The following is a 25,743-nucleotide window of genomic DNA, read 5'->3' on the forward strand; positions in this document are numbered from 1 at the left end:
CCCCTATATGCTAGACACCCGCAACTCTAGCAATATAGAACAATCTAGCTCCCCTTTCTACAGAAACGGCTAAAATGCCGTGCGCACCCTGAGCCGCAGCACCGCGAGCAGGCTCAACCCACGCACCAGCAGGAAGACATGCAGTGCCGCCCACAGGCCGCTGTTGCCGAAGGCCGGCGCCAGCGTGATGAGCGCGGCGCTGAAGGCGAGGAACGACACGAGCATCATGTTGCGCATGTCGCGCGACCAGGTGGCGCCGATGAAGACGCCGTCCATCTGGAACGCCAGCACGCCGCTCAGCGCCGTGAAGGCGGCCCAGGGCAGATAGGTGTCGGCGACCGCGCGGACCTCCGGCGCCGTGGTCACCAGCGCCACCAGGCTGGCACCGGCGGTCAGCAGAACAAGGCTGGCGGCGCCAGCGAGACCGAAACCCCAGATCAAGGTCAGCCGCACGGCCTGACGGAAGGGCGTCGCCGCATGCGCGCCGATGGCGCGGCCGGCAAGCTGCTCCGCGGCGGTGGCAAAACCGTCGAGGAAATAGCCGGCGACGAGGAAGAAGTTCATCAGCACGGCGTTGGCGGCGAGCGTCACCGTGCCGAACTGCGCGCCCTGCCTGGTGAACAACGCGAAGGCGGCGAGCAGCGAGAAGGAGCGGATCATGATGTCGCGGTTGAGCGACAGCATGCGCCTGTAGGCCGGCAGGTCGAGGATGCGCCGGCGCGACGGCCGCTCCAGCTTGCGGAACCGCGCAAGCACGATGGCAAGGCCGAGCAGCATCGCCAGGAACTCGCCGGTGACGGTCGCCCAGGCAACACCGGCGACGCCCCAGCCGAGCTCCAGGCCGAGCAGGAAACAAAGCAGGATGTTGATGCCGTTGAGCACCGCCTGCAGCATCAACCCCAGCCCGCCTTCGCCGCGCCCCAGCACGTAGCCCAGTATGGCGTAGTTGACGAGCGAGAAGGGCGCGGCGAGCAGCCTGATGCGGATATAGACCGACATCGCGGCACTGACGCGCGGCTCGGCGCCCATGAACCACTGGCCGGCCACGGCAAAGAGCGGCGCAAGTGCCGCAAGCACGACGCCGGCGACGACCGCGATCAGCACGGCCCGCCAGAGCACCGCCTGCTCCTCCAACGGATCGCCGCGCCCGAAGGCCTGTGCAACAAGGCCGGTGGTGCCGGAGCGCAGGAAGTTGAAGGTGGTGAACACGACGTCGAAGACCAGCGCTCCCGCCGCCAAGCCGCCGAGAAGGGCCGCGTCGCCGAACTGCCCGACCACCGCGGTATCGACGATGCCGAGCAGTGGCGTCGTCAGATAGGCGAGCGTCATCGGCCCGGCAATCGCCAGCACCGATCGGTTGGTGACGATGAAGGATCTGGCGTTGATCTGGGTCGCGCCCTTGTCCAAGGACTGCTGCCTCGCTCGTTGCGGCTTGATCGCACGGCCGATGTGCCCCAGTTTGCGGCTGCCGTGCAATCGCCATCCAGCGGCGGTCAACCGAATTCCCGGACTGGCGCAGGAAGACTGGCGCAGGCCGCCCTCATCATGCCCTTGCAGATCGTCCACCATCCCGACTACGACGCCGGCTTTGCCGTCAACCACCGGTTTCCGATGAGCAAATATCCGCTGCTCATGGAAGCTTTGCGGAACTGTGGGCTGGCCGTGCAGGACGCGCTTTCGACGCCGGAGCCGGCGCCGCCGGCATGGCTGAAGCTGGCGCATGCTGAAGACTATGTCGACCAGGTGCTGGCTTGCGAAGTGCCGGAAAAGATCGAGCGCGAGATCGGTTTTCCGGTCGGGCAGCGCGTTTCGCTCAGGGCACAGCTTGCCACCGCCGGCACGGTGCTGGCCGCAAGGCTGGCGCTGAGACACGGCATAGCCTGCAACGCCGCCGGCGGCAGCCATCACGCCCGGCGCATGCAAGGCGCCGGCTTCTGCACTTTCAACGACGTAGCCGTCGCGTCGCTGGCGCTGCTTGCGGAGCGCGCCGTCGAAAACATCCTGATCGTCGATCTCGACGTGCACCAGGGCGACGGCACGGCGGACATCCTGAAGGATGAACCCCGCGCCTTCACCTTTTCCATGCATGGCGAGCGCAACTATCCGCTGCGCAAGATCGCCTCCGACCTCGATGTCGCCTTGCCCGACGGCACCGGCGATGCCGCCTATCTCGATCGGCTCGGCGCCATCCTGCCGGAACTATCGGAAGCAAGGCGCTGGGATATCGTCTTCTACAATGCCGGCGTGGATGTCCATGCCGAGGACAGGCTTGGCCGGCTGGCGCTCTCCGACCAAGGCCTGCGTGCCCGGGACGAGATGGTGATCGCCCATTTCAAGGCCCGCGGCATTCCGCTGTGCGGGGTCATCGGCGGCGGCTATTCGACCGATGTGCCGGCCCTTGCCGCGCGTCACGCCATCCTGTTCGAGGCCGCGGCCCGCTACGCCTGAGTATCAATTGGAGCATGATCTTTTCCGGGCCGGGGTCAGCGAAACAAAAACCGGCAACCACTTTTCGCTTCGCGGTCCTTCGGTTCGGGATCACGCTTTATTTTCGATAGCTGGCGATCCTGAGCAGGATGAAGACCGGCACGACGATCGCGGCACCGAGCAGGATATAGCCCAGGAAGCGGTCGATGGCGTGGAAGCCGAGATTCCACAAATCGATGAAGAACTGGCGGATGCCGTAGAAGACGTCCATCGGCGACCAGCCGAAGGCGTGCATGACGAGGCCGACGAGGAAGGAAACCACCAGCAGCTTCACGAGCACCCTGAGTAGCGTATCGCCGAGGAAGCGTGTCAGTGCGGACAAGGCCGTTCTCCGGGTTCAAGCTGCCCCGATTCGGCAGCGCGACTTCAGAAATACGCACTCGGTCGTGCGGCATCAAGCAGAGCGGCCGCGGATGCAGCTTTGCCGATTGCTTGAGGCCCCGCCGTCATGGTAACGAGGCTGCTGCGCGGGTATGATGTAATGGTAGCTTGTCAGCTTCCCAAGCTGAACGCGCGGGTTCGATTCCCGCTACCCGCTCCATGCCACACAACAATGCCGGCGCACCCGCCGCGATCAGAGCAGAGTGTCCTTCAGCGGCTGGAGGCGAACGCGATTGTCGTGGCTTGTGCCAGAGTCCCGCATGGGGGGAGATGCTTTGCGGCCTCGTCGGCTTCCATCCGCACGATGGTGCGCGACAGGCCGCCGTGCTCTCCGATCCACTGCCGCACCCAGTCGGGATATTGCGAGATCAGGTAATCGGCGGCGACTGCGTTCTGCTCAGCGCCTACGCCATAGGGCAGGTGGAAACCGAAGGAGGCGCGCGGGGTGACGCAGAGCCGGTCGGCAGGCAGGGACAAATAGAGCGTGCAGGCGCTGTCGCACGCGCCGTCGAAGGCCACCGGCTCGTCGGCGGCTCGCAGTTTGGCAACGTGCAAGGCGAAAACTATGATCTGGCCGCCGGGACTGCCGCGCACCGTCTCCGCATCCGCGGGCAGCGTTGTCAGCAAAGCGGCGAATAAAGCTATCGCCCTGGCTATCAATCTCCACCCAATCCGCTGAGGATCGGCGTACATCTTGTTGGCCTCGCTCATCCAGCGAGACCAAGGCTAACATCGAGATGGTTAACAACAGGCAGCTTTGAAAACATCGAACTTCCAGGTCCGCCCACTGCCCGCTCTCTCTCAACAGCAGGGTTTCTGGAAAATCAAGGCGCTTTTCGACCGCATTCCGAAAGGAGCCATCACGTTCATCGAAAGCGTGAAACAAGCGCATGTCGCCGCAAGCATGACGGACTGGGCTGCCGCAGGAGAACAATCGCGCGATTATGGTGAAACGGAAGCCGGCCACCTTGCGATGGCCGGCTGTTGAGTTGGTGAGACAATTCCAGGAAACAGCGATTTCCCGTCCGGAATTGCCTGGAACTGCTTGGAGCGGATCAGCGCCTCTTTCAAAAGGCTGAACCGCTATGGCCCCCTAGAGCCAGATGCCGATCCAGACGCGTTCACGCCAGCAGCGGCGACGCCAATAGCCATGGCGCCAATAGCGGCGGCAAACCCGTCTCCACACGCGCCGCCGCCTGCGGCGACGACGGCCGTAATACCCATGATGCCAATAACGATGGTAAACCTGCTCCAGTTCGGCTTTATCCTCCCCGTCCTCGAAGACGGTTGGATCCGGCTTGTCGAGCTCATCTAGGATTCCGTTGCCGCCCGGAATACCGGCGACTGCCTTGCTTGGTCCGGCGAGGCTTGCAAGTGCTGCTGCCCCCGCAACGCCAAGCATTCCAGTCAGAAACAACCGACGTTCCATCAAAACCTCCCGAGCTGTTGAGCATCGACAACTCACCCCTCACCCGGAACAGGCTCCAGCGCGCTGCCGATCGGTTTGAACGCGCAGGTAGCATTCTCGTTCCCTATCCCACTTCGCGCAGGATGAAGTCGTGCAGCATCTTGGCCGCCGGCGAGAGCACGCGGTTCTTGACCGTTATCAGGCTGTAGGGCCTGACTTCGATGTCGAACTCGGTCTGGACGACGTCGATTGCGCCGGCCAGTCCGTCGGCGCTCTGGATGAACTTGGCCACCTGGACCGAAACCGGGGCGATGGCATCGGACTGCGCCACCATCACCAGCGTCAAGAGCAGCGAGGAGGTGTTGAGGATGCGGTCGGGAAGCGGGATGTTGCGGTTCAGGAAATTGCTTTCCATCGCCTGGCGCAGCGGCGAGCCGCCGGACTGGAACACCCAGTCATAGGCGGCCGTCTCCTCGAGACCGACCATCTTGCCGCTGGCAAGCGGATGGCCCCTGCGCACGATCAGGCAGGCCTTCTCGATGCCGATGACGCGCGATTCGAACAGCCGCGGATTGAGGTCGTCTGGAATGCGGGCGATGATGAAGTCGTGGCGGGAGGCGATCAACTCGCGGGCGAGCACGTTCGACGTCTCGACCTGCATGGTGATCTCGATGCGCGGGTAGAGGCGACGAATCTCGCGAATCGCCGGCACGGCCAGTTCGATTGCCGGCGCGGTCACGGCGCCGAGGAACACCGAGCCGCCCTTGCCGGCCTTGAGCTCCAAAATCTCGCGGTCCGCTTCGCGCATCTCGAGCAGGATCGAGCGGGCGCGCCGGGCGAGCGCTTGGCCGTAAGGGGTCAGCGTCACGCCGCGCGGCAGCCGCTCGCACAACTTGACCGCGAGCACCGCCTCCATCTCGGCGATCATGCGCGAGGCGGCCGGCTGGGAGATGTTCATGACCTGGGCGGCGGCGCTCACCCGTCCGTGATCGTCAAGGGCGGCGATCATGCGCATATGGCGCAGGCTCAGGCCGCTGCGCAGGAGCGGCTCACCGTCTCCCGGGATCTTCTCGTAAGTTACTGAAATCGCATCAGGATCGCGTAACGCTGCCATGGATCTTCCAGCCTTTTCGCCAGCTTCCTGCCGCATGCTAAACCATACCGGTTTCGGTATAGCAACCACCAAAGATCGCATTTGACAGTTATGTCAAAGGAACCCACCCTTCGCGCGTTCCGAGGCGCAACGGTCGGCAACGAGCAAAATCGTATCGATTGAAACTGCGTCGCGGGGCCGATTGGGAGGATACCGGAGATCGATAAAGCCGACAGAGGCGCGACCGCGCTCCTGCTCGGCTGCGCGGCCCGCGAAGCCCCGAGGTGTCGCGTCCATCAACCAGGGAGAGTAATGTGAAGATCATCAAGACACTGGCCGCCGTCGCGGCCCTTGGCGTCGCTGCCATGACCTATTCGGCACACGCCGCCGACAAGGGTATCGTCGGCGTGCTGATGCCGACCAAGACCTCGCAGCGCTGGATCAACGACGGCGACGCCGTCAAGTCCCAGCTCGAAGCGCTCGGCTACACGGTCGACCTGCAGTATGCGCAGGACGACATTCCGAACCAGCTCAGCCAGCTGGAAAATGAAATCACCAAGGGCCCGAAGGCGCTGATCATCGCCTCGATCGACGGCACCACCATGGCCGATGCGCTGCAGAAGGCCAATGATGCCGGCGTGGTTACCGTCGCCTATGACCGCCTGATCAAGAAGACCCCGAACGTCGACTACTACACCACCTTCGACAATTTCGGCGTCGGCGTGATCCAGGCGAATTCCCTGGTCAAGGGCCTCAAGGAGCGCTTCCCGAACACCAAGCCATGGAACGTCGAACTGTTCGGCGGCTCGCCCGACGACAACAACGCCTTCTTCTTCTACAACGGCGCGATGTCCGTCCTGCAGCCGCTGATCGACGACGGCTCGATCAAGATCAAGTCCGGCCAGATGGGCATGGACAAGGTCGGCACGCTGCGCTGGCTCGCCGCCACCGCGCAGGCCCGCATGGACAACCTGCTCTCGGCCAAGTACTCGGACGGCAGCCGCGTCGATGGCGTTCTGTCGCCCTATGACGGCCTGTCGCGCGGCATCACGGCCTCGCTGCGCGCCGTCGGTTACGGCACGGACGCACAGCCCTGGCCGATCGTGACCGGCCAGGACGCAGAGACCGCCTCGGTCAAGCTGATCATCTCGGGCGAGCAGTATTCGACGGTGTTCAAGGACACCCGCGAGCTGGCCAAGGCCACCGTGCAGCTGGTCGACAAGGTGCTCTCCGGCGGCAAGCCCGACGGCCTCGACGACAAGACCTACAACAACGACGTCAAGGTCGTTCCCTCGATCCTGTTGACGCCGCATGACGTCGACAAGTCGAACTACCAGGCGCAGGTCGTCGACTCCGGCTACATCAAGGCCGACGAGCTGAAGTAATCCGGCTTGGAAAACGAGGGGTCCTGCGCGACGCAGGGCCCCTTTTCGTTCAGAAGCGACCCCGGTATTGTTTTTGCCGGCTTCTGCAGTGCCATGCGCCGTCGCGGCGCGGACAAGGCTGCAGTATGTTGATTTCGCGCATGATGCTTTCCAAAGGGAAGGCATGCGCCAGGGAGTGGAATTCCTGATGGCCTCGACGATTTTGGAGATGCGCGACATCACCAAGACGTTCCCCGGCGTGAAGGCGCTGTCGAACGTCACCCTCAGCGTCGAAGAAGGAGAAATCCACGCCATCGTCGGCGAGAACGGCGCCGGCAAATCAACGCTGATGAAGGTGCTGTCGGGCGTCTATCCGTCCGGAACCTATGAGGGCGAAATCATTTTCCGCGGCCAGGAATGCCACTTCAAGGGCATCCATGACAGCGAGCATATCGGCATCGTCATCATCCACCAGGAGCTTGCCCTGGTGCCGATGCTGTCGATCGCGGAAAACATCTTCCTCGGCAACGAACACGCCACCTACGGCGTCATCGACTGGAACGCCAACGAGAAGCGAACCGGCGCCCTGCTCAAAAAGGTGGGCCTCAAGGAAGATCCCAAGACCCTGATCACCAATATCGGCGTCGGCAAGCAGCAGCTGGTCGAGATCGCCAAGGCGCTGAGCAAGGAAGTGAAGCTCCTGATCCTCGACGAGCCGACCGCCTCGCTCAGCGAGAAGGACAGCCAGGCGCTGCTCGACCTCCTGCTCGAGTTCAAGCGGCAGGGCATGACCTCGATCCTGATCTCCCACAAGCTCAACGAGGTGAACCGCGTCGCCGACAAGGTCACGGTGATCCGCGACGGGCGCACCATCGAGACCCTGCCCAGGAACGACATCAGCGAAGACCGCATCATCACCTCGATGGTCGGTCGGTCGCTCGACGACCGCTACCCGCCGCGCGAGCCGAACATCGGTGAGGTGGTCTTCGAGGTCAAGGACTGGTCGGTCTTCCACCCGATCCATGCCGAGCGGCAGGTGATCAAGAACGTCAACCTCAATGTGCGCAAGGGCGAGGTGGTCGGCATCGCCGGATTGATGGGCGCCGGCCGAACCGAATTCGCGATGAGCCTGTTCGGGCGCTCCTACGGCCGGCATATCACCGGCGAGGTCCTGCACCGAGGCAAGCCCGTCGATCTTTCGACGGTGAGCAAGGCGGTGGCAAATGGCATCGCCTATGTCACCGAGGACCGCAAGACCTACGGCCTCAACCTCATCGATCATATCAAGCACAATGTGACGCTCGCCAACCTTGGCGGCGTTTCGAGCCGCGGCGTCATCGACGACATGCGCGAAATGAGCGTGGCCAACGACTATCGCAAGAAGACCAACATCCGCGCCTCCAGCGTCTACCAACTGACCGGCAATCTCTCGGGCGGCAACCAGCAGAAGGTGGTGCTGTCGAAATGGCTGTTCGCCGACCCGGAGCTGCTGATCCTCGACGAGCCGACGCGCGGCATCGACGTCGGCGCCAAGTACGAAATCTATACGATCATCGCCCGCCTCGCCGCCGAGGGCAAAGCGATCATCGTCATCTCGTCGGAAATGCCGGAATTGCTCGGCATCACCGACCGCATCTATGTCATGAACGAAGGGCGCATCGTCGGCGAAATGGCGGCAAGTGACGCCAGCCAGGAAAAGATCATGCGAGCCATCGTTCGCGGAGAAGGAAAAAAAGCATCATGAGCACAGAAAGCGCTCCCGCACCGCAGACCGGCGCTGCCGAAGACGTCAAGCAGGGTCCGCGCGTCGCCGTCTCGGCGCTGACGACGAACCTGCGCGAATACGGCCTGATCATCGCGCTGATCGTCATCATGCTGTTCTTCCAGTACACGACCTCGGGAACGCTGTTCAAACCGGTCAACCTCAGCAACCTGGTGCAGCAGAACTCGTTCATCATCGTGATGGCGCTGGGGATGCTTTTGGTCATCGTTTCCGGCCATATCGACCTCAGCGTCGGGTCGGTGGCGGGCTTCATCGGCGCGCTGGCGGCGATGATGATGGTCATCTGGCCGCTCGGAATATTCAGCAACCCGCTCGTGGTCTCGATCGTGTGCCTGATCGTGGGCGCCCTCATAGGCGCGGCGCAAGGCTATTGGATCGCCTATCACCGGATACCGAGCTTCATCGTGACGCTGGCGGGCATGCTGATCTTCCGCGGCATCTGCCAGGCGCTGCTGGGCGGCGGCTCGTCGGTCGGACCGCTTCCGGACGGCTTCAAAGCGCTGAGCTCGGGCTTCATTCCGGACGTGATCGGGCCGCTGACGCTGATCCCGCCGACGGTGAATGCCGCCGGCAAGACCATCGTCGGCAGCGGGCTTACGCTGCACATGACGACGATCGTGCTCGGCCTCATCGCCGTTCTGGCCTATGCCTATTTCGGGCTGAGGGCCCGCCGCAAGCGTGAGCGTCATGGCTACGAGGCCGAGCCCTTCCCGCTGTTCGTCATCAAGACGCTGGTCGGCAGCGCATTGGCGCTGTTCCTGGTCGTCCAGTTCGCCAGCTACAGGGGCCTGCCGGTGGTGCTGCTGGTGATGGGCGTGCTCATCTCGCTGTTCGTCTTCGTCACCAAGCGCATGACCATCGGCCGCCGCATCTATGCGATGGGCGGCAATGCCAAGGCGGCACAACTTTCGGGCATCAACACCGAAAGGCTGACGCTGCTGGTCTTCATCAACATGGGCGTGCTGTCGGCGCTCGGCGGCCTGATCATCGCGGCGCGCCTCGGCCAGGCCGTGCCGGCCGCCGGCCTCGGCAGCGAGCTCGACGTGATCGCGGCCGTCTTCATCGGCGGCGCCTCGGCGATGGGCGGCGTCGGGCAGGTGATCGGCGCCGTGGTCGGCGGCTTCATCATGGGCGTGATGAACAACGGCATGTCGATCATGGGCGTCAATGTCGACTGGCAGCAGGTGGTCAAGGGCCTGGTGCTGCTCGGCGCCGTCATCTTCGACGTCTACAACAAGAACAAGGCTTAAGGCCGGGAGCGAGGATTTAGGAGGCATACGGGTTCTAGATCGCGGAGCTGCCGGCAACCCGTCGGCGTCAGAAGTCCTCTGAAGGACCACACTCGCGAGCGCAATCCGGACGAAGAGTTTCAACCGTGGCACGGATCGGTTCCGGGCCGCGCCGGTCAGGGTTTGCCCATCGGCAGCCGGGCCAAGACAAAAGAGAGAGGGCTCATCATGCTGATTTCCCAGATCCTCGACGACGCCGAGACGATCCGCGTCGTTGCCCGCAGCGGCGGCAAGACCCGGGTCATCAACGGCGCGCGCAGCGTCTATTCGCTGGCGATGGAGGCGGCGCGCACCGGCACCGGCCTCGTAGCGCTGATCGAGCGCAAGGGCTACGGCGAGACGGTCGACCTCGACGCCGCCTACAAGAAGGGACGCCTGGTATCGCCGATCAACCATCCCGATCCCGCGCATCTCCACCTTACCGGGACCGGACTGACGCATCTCGGTTCCGCCGCGACGCGCGATTCCATGCACAAGAAGCTCAGCGACGGCGAAGAGCAGCTTACCGATTCCATGAAGATGTTCCGCATGGGGCTGGAAGGCGGCAAGCCGCCAAAGGGCGAGATCGGCGTGCAGCCGGAATGGTTCTACAAGGGCAACGGCACCATGGCGATTGCGCCCGGCGCCGCGCTGATGTCGCCCTCCTTCGCGCAAGACGCCGGCGAGGAGCCCGAGATCGCCGGCATCTATGTCATCGGCGACGACGGCGCGCCGTTCCGCGTCGGCTTCACGCTATCGAACGAGTTTTCCGACCACGTGACCGAGCGGGTGAACTATCTGTTCCTCGCCCATTCCAAGCTGCGCAATGCCTCGTTCGGACCGGAAATCCTGATCGGCGACCTGCCGGCCGACATCCGGGGCGCATCGCGCATCTGGCGCGGCGGCAAGCTGCTTTGGGAAAAGCCGTTCCTGTCGGGCGAGGCGAACATGTCGCACACCATCGCCAATCTCGAGCACCATCATTTCAAGTACTCGGCCTTCCGCCAGCCCGGCGACGTGCATGTGCACATGTTCGGCACCGCGACGCTGTCCTTCGCCGACGGCATCAGGACAGAGGCCGGCGACGTGTTCGAGATCGAGGCCAAGGATTTCGGCCTGCCGCTGCGCAACCCGCTCGAGATCGAAAAGCCGGTGAAGGTGTCGGTGAAGGCGTTGTGAGGGGCGGCTTTCCCTTCTCCCCTTGTGGGCTAGCGTGCGCACACATTTGCTTCGGGCTCATTTTTGCGAGGCCAGAACGAAGCCGTCTGTGATGGCGTTGAAGCGTCTGAGGCCGTGGGTGAAGGTGATGGGCCCTGGCGGGCGTTCCTTTTCGTAGCCGTTCCAGCCTCCGAGCCTGGCGATACACCAGGCGGCCCAGGCGAGCGTGTGCGTGGGGTGCGGGTTCTTCTGCTTTTGGGTCTTGCCTTCAAGCTTGGCGATGAGCACTTCCAGGACGGTGATCTCGGTGGGATCGAAGAGGTGTGCGGCCTGGAAGCGCTGGCCCGGCGAACCACGCCCGTGTACGAGTTGCATGACCTTGGTGGCGACGACCAGAGCGGTGGCGGCCAGACGTTCGAGTGCATCGCCGTCGGCGATGAGACTTTCCTCCAGATCGATGGCCTGCGACTTCACGGTCCGAAACAGCTGTTCGACGCTCCAACGCGAGCGATACAGGTCGACGATGCGGCAGGCATCGGCGAGCGTTTCGACGCTGTGGGTGGTCAACAGCCGCCAGATCACCGCGTCCTTGGCCGAAGGTGGATCGATCTCACGCACTTCCACCATGTTGAGCGTGAGTTCGCGCGGATCGCGGCTGTCGGCGCCAAGGCGGGGCTGGCGCAAGCTCACCGCGGTGAAGCGAACGGCCAGTTCGACGGTGCGGGCCGGCCGGCCGGGTCGGGCCTGCAGTTCGAAGGCAATGCGGCCGGCTTCCGGCGTCTTGGCGATCGCGCCGAACAGGCGCTCGCCCCGCGTGCCCAAGGCCCGATCCCGTACAGCGCGGATGAGCACATGGGTGCGCTCGTCGGGCAGCCTTGCAAACACTTCGTAGATGTCGGCCTCGCGGTCGCCGATCACCGTCATCTGCGGCGCGTCGGTCAGCGCCTGGCATGCCGCCTTGGCGGTGCCGATCCACTTGTGGCTTTCCTTGGCTTCGATCGGCAGCGCCTGGTAGTCATCCGCCTTCTCTGCCTCGCGCCGCCAGATCGTGGCGCCTGCAAGGCCAAGGACCGAGCCGTCCACGGCATCCACGGCCAACGCCGGATGCACGAACAGCCCGATATCGGTGCCATTGCCGACACGACCGAGGCCGCGCTTGCGCGAAGCCTTGGCTTCATAGTTGATCTCGCTGCTGTCCTCGATGATCAGCACGTGGCGGCCGGCGGCCAGTTCGGCGGTTCGCGCCGCCGCCGTGCGGATGATCTCTTGCGTGCTCACGTGGCGATTGCGAAACAGGCGTGTGAATGCGACCTTCTCGGCGCGCGTGTCGGCCAGCCGGCGCATGCCCGTGCTGACACGCGCAAACATGCGCTCCAGAACCATGCTCCCCTTTTTTGCAGGCGCAGGTCGCCGAAGTAGCCAAGCAACGAAGCCATCGTCAAAACCTCCAGAATCAACAATGGCGGCTACAGAATCACATACAATTCAACCGCTTCAAGCCATTTTCCGACGGCGCCTCTTCACGCTTGACCACAGCACGAAGCAAATGTGTGCGCACGCTAGCCCCTTGTGGGAGAAGGTGGATTGGCGCGTAAGCGCCGAGACGGATGAGGGGTGTTCCAGCGAAGCGAAGCGTTGGCGTTCCCTGGAACACCCCTCATCCGACCTCGCTTCGCGAGGCCACCTTCCACAGGGGGAGAAGGTAAGGCGCGCGGCAGCTTCAACCTCAATAAATATCGAAGTCGAAATACTTGGCCTGGATCTTCTTGTAGGTGCCGTCGGCGACGATGGCGTCGATCGCCGCGTTCAGCCTGTCGCGCAGTGCCGTGTCCTCCAGGCGCACGGCGATGCCGGCCTCGGTCTCGGTGCCCTTGACGTCGCCGACCAGCTTGCAGCAGCCGTCGCTCGCCTTCTTCAGCCAGTCGACTAGCACGAACTTGTCCGAGATGACGGCGTCGAGGCGGCCATTCTGGAGATCGGTGATCGCCTCCTCCTGGGTCGGGTAGAGCTTGGCCTCAGCGCCGGCCTTGCCATAGGCGTCCTGGGCATAGTCGGCCTGGGTGGTCGAGGCCTGGGCGCCGACCGTCTTGCCGGCCAATGCGGCCGGATCGGTGGATGTGAGAGGGCTGTCCTTCGGGGCAACCAGCGCAAGCGGCGTGGTGTAGTATTTGTGGGTGAAGGCGACCTGCTTCTTGCGCTCCTCGGTGATGCTCATCGAGGCGATGATGGCGTCGAACTTCTTGGCCTGCAGCGCCGGAATGATGCCGTCCCAGTCCTGGGTGACGATCTCGCATTCGACCTTCATCTGCGCGCAGAGCGCATTGGCGATGTCGATGTCGAAGCCCTCGACCTTGCCGTCAGGGGTGATGGTGTTGAACGGCGGATAGGCGCCCTCGGTGCCGATCTTGATCTTTTCCGCTGCGATCGCGGAACCGGCGCCAAGCGCCAGCACGGCGGCCGCCGCTGCCGATACGATCCATCTGGATATCTGCATTTTCGTTCTCCCTCAGTCAGGTTCTGGAGCCGGTGAAGCGCAGCCAAGCATGGCGCGCGAGGCTGAGCAAGCACAGCCTGATCGCAGCGCGGATCAGCGCGCCGCGCGAAAATGCTTGGAGAGCTTCAGCCCCTGCGCCTGGTAGTTGGAGCCGAGATCGCTGCCGTAGAGCGCCCGCGGCCGCTTCAGCATGTGCTCGTAGACCAGGCGCCCGACGATCTGGCCGTGATCGAGGATGAACGGCACCTCGTGGCTGCGCACTTCGAGCACTGCCCGGCTGCCGCTGCCGCCGGCGGCGGAATGGCCGAAGCCCGGGTCGAAGAAGCCAGCATAGTGGACGCGGAACTCGCCAACCAGCGGATCGAAAGGCGTCATCTCGGCGGCATAGAGCGGCGGCACATGCACCGCTTCCCGGCTGACCAGGATGTAGAATTCGTCCGGGTCGAGGACCAGCTCGCCGGCGCCGCTCTTGTAGATCGGCTCCCAGAAATCGACGACGTCCTGCGCGGCGCGTTTGTCGACATCGACGAGGCCGGTGTGATGCTTGCCGCGATAGCCGACCAGACCGTCCTTGTCGCCGTCGAGGTCGATGGAGAGCGCGATGCCGCCGCCGGAAATGTTGGGCGGCTCGGTGGCGACCAGCATCTCGGCCCGGTGAAGCTCGCGCAGTTCTTTCTCCGACAGCACCGCGTTGCCGATGCGGAAGCGGATCTGCGACAGGCGCGAGCCGGCGCGCACGACGATCGGGAAAGTGCGCGGGCTGACCTCGAGATAGAGCGGGCCATGGTAACCGGCGGCGATCTTGTCGAACTCATGGCCGCGGTCGGTCATGACGCGCGTGAAAATGTCCAGCCGTCCGGTCGAGCTCTTCGGGTTGGCCGAAGCGGACACTTGCGCCGGCAGCGCCAGGCTTTCGAGCAGCGGCACGATGTAGACGCAGCCTGTTTCCAGCACCGCGCCCTCTGCGAGGCTGAACTCATGCAGCTTCAGCCGGTCGAGCTTGTCGGCCACCAGATGATCGGGGCCGGGCAGGAAGGAGGCGCGCACGCGGAAGGCCGTGTCGCCCAGCCTGAGATCGAGGCTGGCAGGCTGGATCTGGTTGGTGTCGAGCGCGCGCGGCGACTTCAGCGCACCCGATTGGAACAGCGCCGCGATGTCCTGGTCCGGAAGAATGCCTGTCTGCCGCAAGGTCTGGCTCCGATCGAAGGCCGGGCAAGTGCGTGGTTCTTTTGCAGGCTCTTGCCGCAAAACCGCAAACGGTCTGCGGTATCTGCCTGGTACAAACCTCTTAATCAAGCCGGCAATTGACGCAAGCGCGGCGCGGGTCTAAAGGGTCGTTATCCCGTGGTGATTTGGCCGGTCGGCTTGCAGCCACGTTAAACAAGTCGCTAAAGGACCGTTGGCCGCAAGGCCGTATGGACCGGTTGCGACATCGCGGCCGGTTTTTTTTGTGTTTGGACTGTTCTTTGCGAGTGGAATTAGGGCGATGAGCAAAACGCGCGATTGGAAACCTCAGACGGCACTCGTGCATGGCGGGACGCTGCGTTCCGGCTTCGGCGAGACCGCCGAGGCGATGTATCTCACCCAGGGCTATGTCTATGAAACGGCCCAGGCGGCCGAAGCCCGTTTCAAGGGCGAGGAGCCCGGCTTCATCTATTCGCGCTACGCCAACCCGACGGTCGACATGTTCGAGAAGCGCATGTGCGCGCTGGAAGGCGCGGAAGACGCCCGCGCCACCGCCTCCGGCATGGCGGCGGTCAGCGCGGCGCTGCTGTGCAGCGTCAAGGCCGGCGACCACATCGTGGCGGCCCGCGCGCTGTTCGGCTCCTGCCGCTGGGTGGTCGAGACGCTGGCGCCCAGATACGGCATCGAAGCGACGCTGGTCGACGGCACCGACATCGCCAATTGGGAAAAGGCGGTCAGGCCGAACACCAAGCTGTTCTTCCTGGAAAGCCCGACCAATCCGACGCTGGAGGTGGTCGACATAGCCGCGGTCGCCGCTTTAGCCAATTCGATCGGCGCGCGGCTGGTCGTCGACAATGTCTTTGCAACGCCGCTGCAGCAGAAGCCCTTGCAGCTCGGCGCTCACATCGTCGTCTACTCGGCGACCAAGCATATCGACGGACAGGGCCGTTGTCTGGGCGGCGTCATCCTGTCGGACAAGAAGTGGATCGACGAGAACCTGCACGACTATTTCCGCCACACCGGCCCGAGCCTGTCGCCCTTCAACGCCTGGACGCTGCTCAAGGGCCTGGAGACGCTGCCGCTGCGTGTGCGCCAGCAGACCGAGAGCGCCGGCAAGATCGCCGATTTCCTGGCCGGCCGGCCGGAGATCGCCCGCGTCATCTATCCGGGGCGGGCCGACCATCCGCAGGCCGATATCGTCAAAAAGCAGATGTCGGGCGGCTCGACGCTGATCTGTCTCGACGTCAAGGGCGGCAAGCAGGCGGCCTTCGCGTTCCAGAACGCGCTCGACATCGTGCTGATCTCCAACAATCTCGGCGACGCCAAGAGCCTCATCACCCATCCGGCGACGACGACGCACAAGAACCTGAGCGACGAGGCGCGCGCCGAACTCGGCATCGGGCCTGGCACGCTCAGGCTGTCGGTCGGCCTCGAGGATACGGACGATCTGCTGGCCGACGTCGAACAGGCGCTGAAAGCGGCAAAGTAGCGGATTGCAGGCTGATGACGAGATCGCCTGGGCGCGGCTCAGGCGATCTCCTCCAGCTCGGTCATCGCCTTGGTGCGGATGGTCATGGCGTTGCCGCGCCACTCGACCGCGCCGCCCAGCCAGCCGCGCGCCCAGATGGCGGGAAGCATCAGGTCGCGCACGATCATCGCAGTGACGCTGCGCGGCGACAGGTACCAGCCCTTGGACCAGGCGAGCAGGCATTCCGGCACATAGGCGATCGCCAGCACGCAAAGCGCCGCGGTGGGGAGGCTGACACCGGCGCTTGCCGCCGCGACCAGCGCGAAAATCAGCGGCACAACCACGCCGGTCAGGACTTCGGGCGCGAAGAACAGCGGGAAGGTGACTCGGCGCAGCCGCGCCCAGCGCGCCTGGCGCGACCAGATTTCGGCAAGCCGGCGCTGGCCGAGCGGCTGCTCGAAGGGCGAGGCGACGAGATTGACGCGCAGTCCCAGGCCGTTGATCAGCTTGGTCGCGGCCGCGTCCTCGGCGATCTCGGCGGCCAAAGCCTGGATACCGCCATTTGCGTCGAGCATCGGCTTGTTCCACAGCATGCTCTTGCCCTGCGCGAAGCCAAGGCCAAGCGCTTCGCCGGCGTACTGCCAGCGCGCCTGCAGCGTGTTGAGGAAGGCGCATTCGACTTCGGCCCAGAAGCCGTCCGGCCGCGAGCCGATCGGCGTCGAGCAGACGAGTCCGGTATCTGGCCGCCAGGCCGCCATCAGATGCTGGACATAGTCTTTGGGCATCAGCACGTTGGAATCGGCAAGGACCACCCAATCGTGCCGGGCCGCCTGCCAGCCCTTGACGCAGTTGTTGAGCTTGGGGTTGGCGCTGATCCTGTCATCGCCGACGAACAGCCGCGCCGGGACTTTGGGATGACGCCCTATGGCGGCATTGATCAGCTTGACCACGGGGTCTTCTACGTTGGCGACGCAGAAGATCAGCTCATAGCGCGGCCAGTCGAGCGAAAAGGCGCGCTCGAGCGTCTCCTCGGTGAACGGCTCGACGCCGCGTGACGGCACGACGATGGAGACCGGCGGCTGCTTGCCGGCGGGCGTAGGGATGACGCGAGGCGCCTTCAGCCGCGACGAGGCGAGCAGGATGCTGGCGAGATTGGAGAAAAGAAGGGCTGACGAGGCAAAGGCGGCTGCGAAACTCAGTTCCATGGAGATCTTGTCACTCCGGACAGGCCGCCCGCGGCCGTTTCATCAGTCGACAGCGCGCGGCCGAGTCGCTCGCACGGTTTGCGCACACCAACATTGTCATGTGTCACTTAAATGACATTGTTTATCTGCACGTGCGTCGGAAGGTCGGCAGGTCAGACGGCGCTTCGTTGCTAAAACCGCGGAGAGCGACAAATTATTTCCTGCCGCGGCAACCGGAGTGGCCCATGTATCGCGCCGTGACGCGCAACATCGAAGTGCAGGTCAGGCCGTTCTATCTGGAGGATCGTTCCGATCCGGCCGAGAACCGCTATGTGTGGGGCTATCAGGTAACGATCGACAACCGGTCGAACGAGTTCGTGCAGCTTCTGTCGCGCTACTGGCACATCACCGACGGGCGCGGCCGCGTCGAGGAAGTGCGCGGCGCGGGCGTCGTCGGCGACCAGCCGGAGCTCAACCCCGGCGACAGCTATCAGTACACGTCGGGATGCCCGCTCTCGACGCCATCCGGCATCATGGTCGGCCACTACACGATGCGCAACGGGCGCGGCGAGACGTTCGATGTCGCCATCCCCGCCTTCTCCCTCGACATGCCTGGGACAAGGCGTACGGTGAACTAGGGCAGTCGGGCGATTGGCGAAATCCTCCGCGACGGCATCTTTCTCCCCGTCACTATACGGGGAGAAATGCCTGGCAGGGCAATGAGGGGCAGCGCCAAGCTTTTGAGATTTTCTTTCGAACAGAGCGAGGGGCGCTGGTACGGCCAATGCAGGCGCCGCCCCTCATCCGCCTGCCGGCACCTTCTCCCCGTATTGTGACGGGGAGAAGGAAGGGCATTCACTCGGCCGCGAAATCCGCCGGATCGAAGTCGTACTGCGTCGAGCAGAACTCGCAGGCGACGTGGATACCGCCATCCTCGGTGCTTTGCTCTATCTCCTCGGCCGAAAAGCCTTCGAGGATGCCGCGGATCTTGTCGCGCGAGCAGGAGCACTGGTCGGCGACAGGAACGCTGCGGAAGACGCGCACGCCGTGCTCGTGGAACAGCCGGTAGAGCAGCCGTTCGGCGCCCACCGTAGGGTCGATCAGCTCCGTCGGCTCGATGGTGCCGAGCAGCGCCAGCAATTCCTGCCAGGAATTGTCGGCCGGCTCGTGCGCCACGTCGCGCGGATCGCCGTCGCCGCCCGAAATGTCGGGCACGCGCATGCGCTCCGGGGACTGCGGCAGGAACTGCGCCAGGATGCCGCCGGCGCGCCATTGCTCGCGCGCGCCGCCGGGGCCCGGCGTCACCAGCTTGGCCACCGACATCCTCAGATCGGTCGGGATCTGCTCCGACTGGCGGAAATAGGTGCGCGCGGCGTCTTCGAGCGATGTGCCGTCGAGCTGGACGATGCCCTGATAGCGCTGCGTGTGCGCGCCCTGATCGATGGTCAGCGCCAACACGCCATTGCCGAGCAGTTTCTCCTGCGAGATCTCGCCTGAGGCGGCCAGCGCCTGCAGCCGGTCTGCGTCGAAACGCGCATAGGCGCGCAGCGCATCCGGCGTGGTGAAGTCCGCCACCAGCATGTCGACCGGCCCGTCGGTGCGGGTCTGCAGGATGAACTTGCCCTCGAACTTCAGCGAGGTGCCGAGCAGCACGGTCAGCACGCAAGCTTCAGCCAAGAGGCGAGCGACCGGCTCGGGATAGTCGTGGCGACTCAAAATCGCGTCGAGCATCGGCCCGAGCTGCACGGTGCGGCCGCGCACGTCCAGCGGCGCGACCTCGTAGGGGACGACATGGTCGTCGCCGGCATAGCCGAATTCACCGAGTCTGGGTTGATGTTCAGCCAAAGGACGGGTTTCCAACATGACAAAGCTCCAGGGCGCGGCCATGCCGCCCCACGGGCCGCATGCGTCCAAGCGCGTTCGATTTCAGTGATGGCCCGCAAATAGGCATCACGTATCCCCAGATCAAGTTGGCCCGGATCAAGCCAGCCCCGGTCAAGCGCCCAGGCACCAGGCCAGCACCGCCTTCTGGGCGTGCAGCCGGTTCTCGGCCTCGTCGAACACCACCGAATGCGGTCCGTCGATCACCTCGTCGGTGACCTCCTCGCCGCGATGCGCCGGCAGGCAATGCATGAAGAGCGCGTCGGACTTCGCTCTGGCCATAAGCGCGGCATTGACTTGATAGGGCAGGAAGACGTTGTGGCCGCGGGCGCGATGCTCCTGGCCCATCGACACCCAGCTGTCGGTGACGACGCAATCCGCCTGGTCGACCGCCTCTTCGGCCGAGCGCGCGAACCTGACCTTGCCGCCATTGGCCTTCGACCAGTCGACATATTTCTCGAACGGCTCGCTGCCCTCCGGCACCGCGACGTTGAGATTGAAGCGGAACCGCGCCGAGGCTTCCAGCAGCGAGTGCAGCACATTGTTGCCGTCGCCGGTCCAGGCAAAGGTCTTGCCGGCCACCGGACCGCGATGCTCCTCGAAGGTCATGATGTCGGCCATCAGCTGGCAGGGATGGGTGTCGTCGGTCAGCCCGTTGATGACCGGAACGGTCGCGTTCTGGGTGAGCTCCAGCAGCCGGTCATGCGAGGTGGTGCGGATCATGATGGCGTCGACATAGCGCGACAGCACCTTGGCGGTGTCGGCGATGGTTTCGGAACGGCCGAGTTGCATCTCGGTGCCGGTCAGCATGATGGTCTCGCCACCGAGCTGGCGCATGCCGACATCGAAGGACACACGCGTGCGCGTCGACGGCTTGTCGAAGATCATCGCCAGCACTTTGCCCTCGAGCGGTTTCGTCCGCTCGCCGGCCTTGAGCCTGGTCTTTCGCGCCACCGCATCGTCCAGCATCAAGCGCAGGTCGCCCGCGGAAACGGCGGACAGGTCGGTGAAGTGGCGAACGTTCATCGGCAAATTCCAGGATTACTTCGCGGCTTCGGCCGCAATCGCGTCGGTCAAGCCCTTGGCAGCGGCACGGATGCGCTTCAGTGCCTCGCCGATCTCCGCGTCGCTGACGGTGAGCGGCGGCAAGAGGCGGATGACGTTGTCGCCGGCCGGCACGGCAAGCAAGTGCTGGTCGCGCAGCGCCATGTTGACCTTGGTGTTGGGCATGGCGCATCTCAACCCAAGCATCAGGCCCGTCCCCCTGATGCCTTCAATGACATCGGGAAATTCGTCCGCGACCGACGCAAGGCCCTGCTTCAGAAGCAGCGCCTTGCGCTGAACATCCTCGAGGAAGCCGTCGGCCAGCACGACGTCGAGCACGGCGTTGCCGACCGCCATCGCCAGCGGATTGCCGCCGAAAGTGGTGCCGTGCACGCCAGCCGTCATGCCGGTTGCGGCCTCGTCGGTGGCGAGGCAGGCGCCTATCGGGAAGCCGCCGCCGATGCCCTTGGCGATCGCCATCAGGTCAGGCGTCACGCCGGCCCATTCATGCGCGAACAGCTTGCCGGTACGGCCGATGCCGCACTGGACCTCGTCGAAGATCAGAAGCAGGCCGTGCTGATCGCAGAGCTGGCGCAGACGCTTCAGCGACTGCGTCGGCACCGGGCGGATGCCGCCCTCGCCCTGCACAGGCTCGATCAGGATCGCCGCGGTCTCCGGCGTGATCGCCTTTTCGGCGGCGTCGATGTCGTCGAACGCCACCTGGTCGAAGCCCTCGACCTTCGGCCCGAAGCCTTCGAGATATTTGTACTGGCCGCCGGCGGCGATCGTCGCCAGGGTGCGGCCGTGGAAGGCGCCCTCGAAGGTGATGATGCGGAAGCGCTCGGAGTGGCCGTTGACGAACTGGTAGCGCCGCGCCGTCTTGATCGCACATTCCAGCGCCTCGGCGCCGGAATTGGTGAAGAACACCTTGTCGGCAAAGGTCGCCTCGACCAGCCGTTCGCCCAGCCGGCGCTGCTCCGGAATCTCATAGAGGTTCGAGACGTGCCACAGCTTGGCCGCCTGCTCGGTGAGCGCCGCGACCAGATGCGGATGGCTGTGGCCCAGCGAGTTCACGGCGATGCCGCCGGCGAAATCGAGATATCGCTCGCCCTTGTCGGTGACCAGCCAGGTCCCCTCCCCGCGGTCGAAAGCCAGGGGTGCGCGAGCAAAAGTCTCGTAAAGCGCCGAACCGCTCATTATATGCGTCTCCGGAACCGGAAATCAAAAAAGCCGCCAAAGCGGCGGCCTTTGCGGCTTATCGTGTTTTTCGGCCATGAAGTCAACGAAAACGTCGCGCAGAAGCGCGCGGCAAGCCTCCGACGGCACGCCGGCTCATGAGCGGTCAGGCAAGTTGGGGAAAACCGAAAAAACCGAATCGTGTTGCCCTGGGGACTCTTGTCACCGAGTCAGCGCATAAGGTATTTGTAGTCGAGAAATAACTAGATTTCGTGCGGCGGATCTAATCACCCGGTACATGTGGTGTTGTTTGCCCGGCGGGAGTCGGGTCGGGAAAGGATTCTGACTGCCGTACGCCTCAGCAGGAGCGCGGTCTCATGAACTGGACTGACGAGCGGGTCGAACTTCTCAGGAAATTGTGGTCGGAGGGTCTCAGCGCCAGCCAGATCGCCGCACAGCTCGGCGGGGTAAGCCGCAATGCCGTCATCGGCAAGGTGCATCGCCTGAAACTCTCGGGCCGCGGCCGCGCGACCGCAGCGCCGGCGCGGCAGAAGAAAGCGTCGCAGGGAGCCTCGATGCAGAAATCGGTGGCTCGCGCGGCAAGTGCTGCACGTCATGTGACGGCCTCGATCGGCGCGACCGCGCTGCAGGTGCAGTTCGACGCGGAGCCGGTGGCGCGCCACTATATCCGTCCGGTCGAGAATGTGGTGGTGCCGATCTCGCGCAACCTGCAGCTCGTCGAGCTGACCGAGCGCACCTGCAAGTGGCCGAATGGCGATCCGCTGTCGGAAGACTTCAGCTTCTGCGGCAACGACGCCGCCGAGACCGGGCCGTACTGCAAATATCACGCCCGCGTCGCGTTCCAGCCGGCGGCGGAAAGGCGCAGAAGCCGCTGAGCCAATAGCGAATAGCGAATAGCGAATAGCGAATAGCGAATAGCGAATAGCGAATAGCGAATAGCGAATAGCGAATAGCGAATAGCGAATAGCGAATAGCGAATAGCGAATAGAACAGTGTCGGTATTGGAGCCCGGCGCAAGCTTCTTTTGTCGCTATTGGCTACTCCCTATTCGCTATTTGCTTTTTCACAGCCACCCATTCTTCCTGAAGCGCCAGTACAGGAACGAGCAGATCAGCGTGATCGCCACCAGCACGGTCGGGTAGCCGTATTCCATCCTCAGTTCAGGCATGTCGGTGAAGTTCATGCCGTAGATGCCGGCGAAGGCCGTCGGCACAGCCAGAATGGCTGCCCATGAGGCGAGCTTCTTGGAGATCGCCGTTTCCTGGCTTTGTCCGACCAGAAGGCTCGCTTCGAAGGCGAAGGCCAGGACCTCGCGCAGGCTGTCGATCTTTTCCTGTACGGTGCGGATGTGGTCGGTCACGTCGCGGAACAGCGGATGCATGGCGGGATGGATCTGCGGCAGCTCGGCGCTGGTCAGCCGCCGGCAGACCTCGACCAGCGGCAGCGCCGCGTTGCGCAGCCTGAGCAGATCGCGGCGCAGCATGTAGAGGCGCTCGATGTCTGTGCCGGTCATCGGCTTCAGCAGCACCTTGTCCTCGATCTGCTCGACCTCGTCCTCGATCTGCTCGAGAACCGGCATGTAATTGTCGACGATGAAGTCGAGAATGGCATAGAGGACGAAATCCTCGCCCTTGGCGAGCGAAGACGGGCAGCTTTCCCAGTGCTGACGCACTGCGGCGTAGGAGGTCGAGGGACCATGCCTGACGCTGACGATGTAGCCGGTGCCGACGAAGAGATGCGTCTCGCCGAAGGTGACGCGGCCCTCGATCAGTTGGGCCGTGCGGGCGACGATGAACAAGGCGTCGCCATATTGCTCGATCTTCGGCCGTTGATGCGGATGCTCGGCATCCTCGATTGCCAGATCATGCAGATGAAACTGCGCCTGCACCCTGAGCAACAGATTGCGGTCGGGCTCGAGAAGGCCGATCCAGACGACATGGCCGGGCCTTGTCGCCCATTCGCCGGCCTCTTCGACCGTGATGTCGGCGATGCGTTTGCCGGCGGAATAGACGCTCGAGGCAATGATGCCGGATGTCGGCTGCGGGACCGGGGTCAGGTTTCGAACTTGCTCCATCGCAAACCTCCCGAGACAGCGACTGACAAAATCGCCGCACCTGGAGCAGCCTAGCCTAAATCAGCGAGCTGTTCGAGGGGCCGCCTGTTCACTTAGCCGGTACCGAGCCCGGGGACACCACCTGGTCGGTCTTGTCGCCCTTCGGCCGATCGGCCGGCATCTGGTCGCCGGTGACGATGTAATAGATGGTTTCGGCGATGTTGGTGGCGTGGTCACCGATCCGCTCGATGTTCTTGGCGCAAAACAACAGATGCGTGCAGGGTGTGATGTTGCGCGGATCTTCCATCATGTAGGTCAAGAGCTCGCGAAACAGCGAGGTGTACATGGCGTCGATCTGGTCATCGCGGTCGCGCACGAAGCCGATCTTCTCGACCGAGCGTGACGCGTAGACGTCGAGCACTTCCTTGAGCTGCGTCAGGGCCAGATTGGCCAGTGCCTCGAGGCCGCGGAACAGGCTGTTCGGCTGGCGGCCGTCGACCGCCGCCACGCGCTTGGCGACGTTCTTGCCGAGGTCGCCGACGCGCTCGATGTCGGCCGAGATGCGGATCGCGCCGACGATCTCACGCAGATCCGTCGCCATCGGCTGCCGCCTGGCGATGATCACGATCGCCTTGTCGTCGATCTCGCGCTGTCCCTCGTCGAGGACGATATCATCCTGGATGACCTTCTGGGCGAGACCCTGGTCGGCGTTGACCATTGCGGCGACCGCCTGCTCGACCATGCGCTCGGCATGCCCGCCCATGGCGGCGATGCGCTTCGACAGGAATTTCAGCTCTTCGTCATAGGCACTGACAATGTGGACGGATTGCATGGATATGCCTTCCCGGTTTCTGCCGGCTGGTGCGTTCCCCCAATCTGTCGCTGATACGCGAACCGGATGACAGAAAGAAGAAATTGCCGGTTGCCAACCAATATAGGATCAATGAGCCGGCAAATGAACCGTGAACGCCGCGCCCTTGCCGACTTCCGACTTGATCGACAGCCTTGCATTGTGACGGGTCAATATATGCTTGACGATCGAAAGGCCAAGGCCGGTGCCTTTCTGGGTCCGGCTGTTTTCCACATCGACGCGGTAGAAGCGCTCCGTGATGCGGGGAATATGTTCCTCGGCAATGCCGGGGCCATAGTCTCTTATGGTGACGTCGATGCCTGCGTCCGGGCCGTCCTCGCTGCCGGCGATGGAGACTGTAACATGTCCGCCCGACTGGCCGTATTTGCAGGCATTCTCCAGGAGATTCTCGAAAACCTGGAACAGCTCGTCGCGGTCGCCGGGCACGGAAATCGGGCCATCGATGAAGTCCCTTTCGATGACGAGACCGTTCTCGCTGGCCAGGGGTCCGAGCGAATCGATGACGCTGTCGATGGTCTGGCGAAGGTCGACCTCGGTTCCCGGCTTCAGATAGGGTTTCATCTCCAGCCGCGACAGCGACAGCAGGTCGTCGATCAGGCGCGCCATGCGGCCCGTCTGGTTCTGCATGATCTGCAGGAACTGGTCGCGCGCCGCCGGATCATTGCGCGCCGGGCCGCGCAATGTCTCGATGAAGCCGGCGATCGAGGCGAGCGGCGTGCGCAGCTCGTGGCTGGCATTGGCGATGAAGTCGGCGCGCATGCGGTCGATGCGGCGCGCTTCGCTCTGATCCTTGAACACCAGCACATAGAGGTCGGTGGCATGGCCGACCGAGGACGCGCTCACCCGGTATGTCCGCTCCACGGGGAGCTTTTCGGTGTAGTCGACGACGTCGGACGCAACGGTTCCCGAGACGATGCCGTCCAGCAAGGCCTGCATTTCCGGCGCGCGGAATTTGAGCGACAGCGACATGCCGGGCGCCAGCCCGCCGAAGGCGGCGAAGGCAGCCGCATTGGCGTGAACGATGGTGGCGGCGTGGTCGAAGATGATCAGCGGATCGGCCACGGCCGCCGCAAGATATTCGCCGGAGAGCCGCTGCAGGCCGCCAGCCTCGATCGCCGCCGCGACGTCGGCGGACTGTCGTTCGGCATCGGCGGGCAGCATTGCGGCTGCGACCAGTAAGATCACGGCCAGCAGCGGCACATAGACCGAGATGCCGCCGAAAGCATGGACGGCGAAGATCGCGACGACGGCCGCGGCCAGCAACCAGCGGCGGCGGCGCAGCCGGGCGACGATGGCTTCCATCGCGCCTTTTCGCTCTGCGCCCGTATCGACCATGCGCTACCCCCGGTTAGCCGGCCAGCGGATATCGCCTTTGACCAGCCTTGCGCATGGCCCTGAAAATCGGGATCGATTTTCGCAATGGT

At 63.9% G+C, this 25,743-nt stretch carries 24 protein-coding genes, 1 tRNA gene and 1 riboswitch; of the genes, 10 read left to right on the forward strand and 15 right to left on the reverse strand.

The genetic code is table 11. The annotated features are described in order from the left end of the window. Positions 1–69 precede the first annotated feature (69 nt). The gene (locus EJ070_RS04675; RefSeq protein WP_189350382.1) at positions 70–1,407 is read right to left on the reverse strand and encodes an MATE family efflux transporter; all 1,338 of its coding nucleotides are present in this window, start codon (positions 1,405–1,407) and stop codon (positions 70–72) included. A 138-nt stretch (positions 1,408–1,545) separates the two neighbouring features. Here EJ070_RS04675 and EJ070_RS04680 point away from each other — a divergent pair, with 138 nt between their 5' ends. Next, positions 1,546–2,448, forward strand: coding sequence for a histone deacetylase (locus EJ070_RS04680; RefSeq protein WP_126090266.1), 903 nt, complete (start codon positions 1,546–1,548; stop codon positions 2,446–2,448). 97 nt (positions 2,449–2,545) lie between these two features. Here the strand turns inward: EJ070_RS04680 and EJ070_RS04685 are convergent, their stop codons facing one another. Then, positions 2,546–2,809: a DUF6460 domain-containing protein gene (locus EJ070_RS04685; protein ID WP_126090267.1), complete on the reverse strand. Its 264-nt coding sequence runs from the start codon at positions 2,807–2,809 to the stop codon at positions 2,546–2,548. A gap of 145 nt (positions 2,810–2,954) precedes the next feature. On the opposite strand from EJ070_RS04685, the gene EJ070_RS04690 reads away from it, so the two are divergent. Further along, a tRNA-Gly gene (locus EJ070_RS04690) sits at positions 2,955–3,028 on the forward strand. A 50-nt stretch (positions 3,029–3,078) separates the two neighbouring features. On the opposite strand, the gene EJ070_RS04695 is transcribed toward EJ070_RS04690, so the two are convergent. Next, positions 3,079–3,579 (reverse strand): hypothetical protein, encoded by a 501-nt coding sequence (locus EJ070_RS04695; protein WP_126090268.1) that lies wholly within the window; start codon positions 3,577–3,579, stop codon positions 3,079–3,081. A 46-nt stretch (positions 3,580–3,625) separates the two neighbouring features. On the opposite strand from EJ070_RS04695, the gene EJ070_RS04700 reads away from it, so the two are divergent. Further along, complete coding sequence (locus tag EJ070_RS04700) at positions 3,626–3,856, forward strand: hypothetical protein (RefSeq protein ID WP_126090269.1); 231 nt, start codon at positions 3,626–3,628, stop codon at positions 3,854–3,856. Positions 3,857–3,961: 105 nt separating this feature from the next. Here the strand turns inward: EJ070_RS04700 and EJ070_RS04705 are convergent, their stop codons facing one another. After that, the gene (locus tag EJ070_RS04705; RefSeq protein WP_126090270.1) at positions 3,962–4,297 is read right to left on the reverse strand and encodes a protamine-2 (modular protein); all 336 of its coding nucleotides are present in this window, start codon (positions 4,295–4,297) and stop codon (positions 3,962–3,964) included. A gap of 103 nt (positions 4,298–4,400) precedes the next feature. Then, positions 4,401–5,390 carry a LysR family transcriptional regulator gene (locus EJ070_RS04710; RefSeq protein ID WP_126090271.1) on the reverse strand — a complete coding sequence of 330 codons (990 nt, stop codon included), beginning with the start codon at positions 5,388–5,390 and terminating at the stop codon, positions 4,401–4,403. A 293-nt stretch (positions 5,391–5,683) separates the two neighbouring features. Here EJ070_RS04710 and chvE point away from each other — a divergent pair, with 293 nt between their 5' ends. The 4 genes from chvE (at position 5,684) to araD1 (ending at position 10,963) form a co-directional block, all read left to right on the forward strand. Next, positions 5,684–6,754 (forward strand): multiple monosaccharide ABC transporter substrate-binding protein, encoded by a 1,071-nt coding sequence (gene chvE / locus EJ070_RS04715; protein WP_126090272.1) that lies wholly within the window; start codon positions 5,684–5,686, stop codon positions 6,752–6,754. A gap of 187 nt (positions 6,755–6,941) precedes the next feature. After that, entirely contained in the window at positions 6,942–8,477 is a 1,536-nt protein-coding gene (gene mmsA / locus EJ070_RS04720; RefSeq protein ID WP_126090273.1) for a multiple monosaccharide ABC transporter ATP-binding protein, read from the forward strand. After that, complete coding sequence (gene mmsB, locus EJ070_RS04725; protein ID WP_126090274.1) at positions 8,474–9,766, forward strand: multiple monosaccharide ABC transporter permease; 1,293 nt, start codon at positions 8,474–8,476, stop codon at positions 9,764–9,766. The genes mmsA and mmsB overlap by 4 nt, the downstream gene beginning before the upstream one ends. 207 nt (positions 9,767–9,973) lie before the next feature. Beyond that, positions 9,974–10,963 carry an AraD1 family protein gene (araD1, locus tag EJ070_RS04730; RefSeq protein WP_126090275.1) on the forward strand — a complete coding sequence of 330 codons (990 nt, stop codon included), beginning with the start codon at positions 9,974–9,976 and terminating at the stop codon, positions 10,961–10,963. 57 nt (positions 10,964–11,020) lie between these two features. Here araD1 and EJ070_RS04735 read toward each other — a convergent pair whose 3' ends face one another. From EJ070_RS04735 to EJ070_RS04745, 3 genes are all read right to left on the reverse strand, one after another. After that, positions 11,021–12,325 (reverse strand): IS4 family transposase, encoded by a 1,305-nt coding sequence (locus EJ070_RS04735; protein ID WP_126090276.1) that lies wholly within the window; start codon positions 12,323–12,325, stop codon positions 11,021–11,023. 343 nt (positions 12,326–12,668) lie between these two features. Further along, on the reverse strand, positions 12,669–13,436 hold the full coding sequence (locus EJ070_RS04740) for an ABC transporter substrate-binding protein (RefSeq protein ID WP_126090277.1): 768 nt from the start codon (positions 13,434–13,436) through the stop codon (positions 12,669–12,671). A gap of 93 nt (positions 13,437–13,529) precedes the next feature. Next, positions 13,530–14,624: a 2'-deoxycytidine 5'-triphosphate deaminase gene (locus EJ070_RS04745; RefSeq protein WP_126090278.1), complete on the reverse strand. Its 1,095-nt coding sequence runs from the start codon at positions 14,622–14,624 to the stop codon at positions 13,530–13,532. A gap of 146 nt (positions 14,625–14,770) precedes the next feature. Then, positions 14,771–14,848: riboswitch (SAM riboswitch) on the forward strand. 74 nt (positions 14,849–14,922) lie between these two features. On the opposite strand from EJ070_RS04745, the gene EJ070_RS04750 reads away from it, so the two are divergent. Further along, positions 14,923–16,110: an O-succinylhomoserine sulfhydrylase gene (locus EJ070_RS04750; protein WP_126090279.1), complete on the forward strand. Its 1,188-nt coding sequence runs from the start codon at positions 14,923–14,925 to the stop codon at positions 16,108–16,110. Positions 16,111–16,148: 38 nt separating this feature from the next. Here the strand turns inward: EJ070_RS04750 and EJ070_RS04755 are convergent, their stop codons facing one another. After that, positions 16,149–17,294, reverse strand: a complete 1,146-nt coding sequence (locus EJ070_RS04755) for a ceramide glucosyltransferase (RefSeq protein ID WP_126090280.1) — start codon at positions 17,292–17,294, stop codon at positions 16,149–16,151. A 224-nt stretch (positions 17,295–17,518) separates the two neighbouring features. On the opposite strand from EJ070_RS04755, the gene apaG reads away from it, so the two are divergent. Next, a complete protein-coding gene (gene apaG, locus EJ070_RS04760; protein ID WP_126090281.1) occupies positions 17,519–17,911 on the forward strand; it encodes a Co2+/Mg2+ efflux protein ApaG in 393 nt (130 codons plus the stop codon). A gap of 217 nt (positions 17,912–18,128) precedes the next feature. Here the strand turns inward: apaG and EJ070_RS04765 are convergent, their stop codons facing one another. The 3 genes from EJ070_RS04765 to EJ070_RS04775 all read right to left on the reverse strand — a co-directional run bounded on the left by EJ070_RS04765 (position 18,129) and on the right by EJ070_RS04775 (position 21,395). Next, a complete protein-coding gene (locus EJ070_RS04765) occupies positions 18,129–19,160 on the reverse strand; it encodes an Hsp33 family molecular chaperone (protein WP_126090282.1) in 1,032 nt (343 codons plus the stop codon). Between the two features lie 108 nt (positions 19,161–19,268). After that, positions 19,269–20,180 (reverse strand): ornithine carbamoyltransferase, encoded by a 912-nt coding sequence (gene argF / locus EJ070_RS04770; protein ID WP_126090283.1) that lies wholly within the window; start codon positions 20,178–20,180, stop codon positions 19,269–19,271. A 15-nt stretch (positions 20,181–20,195) separates the two neighbouring features. Further along, a complete protein-coding gene (locus EJ070_RS04775; protein WP_126090284.1) occupies positions 20,196–21,395 on the reverse strand; it encodes an aspartate aminotransferase family protein in 1,200 nt (399 codons plus the stop codon). A 356-nt stretch (positions 21,396–21,751) separates the two neighbouring features. Here EJ070_RS04775 and EJ070_RS04780 point away from each other — a divergent pair, with 356 nt between their 5' ends. Continuing rightward, complete coding sequence (locus EJ070_RS04780; RefSeq protein WP_126090285.1) at positions 21,752–22,270, forward strand: GcrA family cell cycle regulator; 519 nt, start codon at positions 21,752–21,754, stop codon at positions 22,268–22,270. Between the two features lie 188 nt (positions 22,271–22,458). Here EJ070_RS04780 and EJ070_RS04785 read toward each other — a convergent pair whose 3' ends face one another. From EJ070_RS04785 to EJ070_RS04795, 3 genes are all read right to left on the reverse strand, one after another. Then, positions 22,459–23,469 carry a magnesium and cobalt transport protein CorA gene (locus tag EJ070_RS04785; RefSeq protein ID WP_126090286.1) on the reverse strand — a complete coding sequence of 337 codons (1,011 nt, stop codon included), beginning with the start codon at positions 23,467–23,469 and terminating at the stop codon, positions 22,459–22,461. A gap of 88 nt (positions 23,470–23,557) precedes the next feature. Further along, positions 23,558–24,280: a phosphate signaling complex protein PhoU gene (phoU, locus tag EJ070_RS04790; RefSeq protein WP_126090287.1), complete on the reverse strand. Its 723-nt coding sequence runs from the start codon at positions 24,278–24,280 to the stop codon at positions 23,558–23,560. A 108-nt stretch (positions 24,281–24,388) separates the two neighbouring features. After that, positions 24,389–25,654, reverse strand: coding sequence for an ATP-binding protein (locus EJ070_RS04795; protein ID WP_126090288.1), 1,266 nt, complete (start codon positions 25,652–25,654; stop codon positions 24,389–24,391). Positions 25,655–25,743: the final 89 nt, after the last annotated feature.

This window comes from Mesorhizobium sp. M1E.F.Ca.ET.045.02.1.1 (assembly GCF_003952485.1).
GTDB lineage: Bacteria > Pseudomonadota > Alphaproteobacteria > Rhizobiales > Rhizobiaceae > Mesorhizobium.

Excerpts from the sequence above, each read along its gene's own strand:
- EJ070_RS04680 (WP_126090266.1), top strand. The coding sequence starts at position 1,546 with ATGCCCTTGCAGATCGTCCACCATCCCGACTACGACGCCGGCTTTGCC.
- EJ070_RS04695 (WP_126090268.1), bottom strand. The coding sequence starts at position 3,579 with ATGAGCGAGGCCAACAAGATGTACGCCGATCCTCAGCGGATTGGGTGG.
- EJ070_RS04705 (WP_126090270.1), bottom strand. The coding sequence starts at position 4,297 with ATGGAACGTCGGTTGTTTCTGACTGGAATGCTTGGCGTTGCGGGGGCA.
- EJ070_RS04710 (WP_126090271.1), bottom strand. The coding sequence starts at position 5,390 with ATGGCAGCGTTACGCGATCCTGATGCGATTTCAGTAACTTACGAGAAG.
- mmsA (WP_126090273.1), top strand. The coding sequence starts at position 6,942 with ATGGCCTCGACGATTTTGGAGATGCGCGACATCACCAAGACGTTCCCC.
- mmsB (WP_126090274.1), top strand. The coding sequence starts at position 8,474 with ATGAGCACAGAAAGCGCTCCCGCACCGCAGACCGGCGCTGCCGAAGAC.
- araD1 (WP_126090275.1), top strand. The coding sequence starts at position 9,974 with ATGCTGATTTCCCAGATCCTCGACGACGCCGAGACGATCCGCGTCGTT.
- EJ070_RS04735 (WP_126090276.1), bottom strand. The coding sequence starts at position 12,325 with ATGGTTCTGGAGCGCATGTTTGCGCGTGTCAGCACGGGCATGCGCCGG.
- EJ070_RS04740 (WP_126090277.1), bottom strand. The coding sequence starts at position 13,436 with ATGCAGATATCCAGATGGATCGTATCGGCAGCGGCGGCCGCCGTGCTG.
- EJ070_RS04750 (WP_126090279.1), top strand. The coding sequence starts at position 14,923 with ATGAGCAAAACGCGCGATTGGAAACCTCAGACGGCACTCGTGCATGGC.
- EJ070_RS04755 (WP_126090280.1), bottom strand. The coding sequence starts at position 17,294 with ATGGAACTGAGTTTCGCAGCCGCCTTTGCCTCGTCAGCCCTTCTTTTC.
- apaG (WP_126090281.1), top strand. The coding sequence starts at position 17,519 with ATGTATCGCGCCGTGACGCGCAACATCGAAGTGCAGGTCAGGCCGTTC.
- EJ070_RS04765 (WP_126090282.1), bottom strand. The coding sequence starts at position 19,160 with ATGGCCGCGCCCTGGAGCTTTGTCATGTTGGAAACCCGTCCTTTGGCT.
- argF (WP_126090283.1), bottom strand. The coding sequence starts at position 20,180 with ATGAACGTTCGCCACTTCACCGACCTGTCCGCCGTTTCCGCGGGCGAC.
- EJ070_RS04775 (WP_126090284.1), bottom strand. The coding sequence starts at position 21,395 with ATGAGCGGTTCGGCGCTTTACGAGACTTTTGCTCGCGCACCCCTGGCT.
- EJ070_RS04780 (WP_126090285.1), top strand. The coding sequence starts at position 21,752 with ATGAACTGGACTGACGAGCGGGTCGAACTTCTCAGGAAATTGTGGTCG.
- EJ070_RS04785 (WP_126090286.1), bottom strand. The coding sequence starts at position 23,469 with ATGGAGCAAGTTCGAAACCTGACCCCGGTCCCGCAGCCGACATCCGGC.
- phoU (WP_126090287.1), bottom strand. The coding sequence starts at position 24,280 with ATGCAATCCGTCCACATTGTCAGTGCCTATGACGAAGAGCTGAAATTC.
- EJ070_RS04795 (WP_126090288.1), bottom strand. The coding sequence starts at position 25,654 with ATGGTCGATACGGGCGCAGAGCGAAAAGGCGCGATGGAAGCCATCGTC.